Origin of the sequence: Pseudomonas sp. Kh14 (assembly GCF_900291005.1) — a bacterium.
Classification (GTDB): Bacteria; Pseudomonadota; Gammaproteobacteria; order Pseudomonadales; family Pseudomonadaceae; genus Aquipseudomonas; species Aquipseudomonas alloputida.
This window is the reverse complement of sequence record NZ_OLKJ01000123.1, coordinates 1-269: the sequence shown is the minus strand read 5'-3', so window position 1 is coordinate 269 and position 269 is coordinate 1. Positions and strand designations below refer to the sequence as shown.

At 48.0% G+C, this 269-nt stretch carries 1 protein-coding gene; it reads left to right on the top strand.

Going from position 1 to position 269, the window contains the following annotated elements:
* Positions 1-61: 61 nt before the first annotated feature.
* Positions 62-238, top strand: coding sequence for a hypothetical protein (locus tag FQ668_RS28670; protein WP_178097182.1), 177 nt, complete (start codon positions 62-64; stop codon positions 236-238).
* The last annotated feature ends 31 nt before the right edge of the window (positions 239-269 follow it).

The window sequence follows — 269 nt, the reverse complement described above, 5'->3', positions numbered from 1 at the left end:
CCTTTGACCTGATACAAAAGTTATCCGACGAACAACTTCAAAAAATCATGGAGGCTCTAAAATGAAAATTTGGGCGATCAGTAAAGAAAAAGGCGCCGAGTATGAAATCGGCCTGGAATGTGACGGCATGGATCGCGAGACCGCAATGACCGAGCTTTACCGAATGGCGCGAAACCTGTTTACTGGGGAACTTGAAATGTTTTGGAAAGAGGGCGAAGCCGGAAAGGCCGCATTTTAACCGTTGGCTTTCCGCTTGCACTCGATCACGG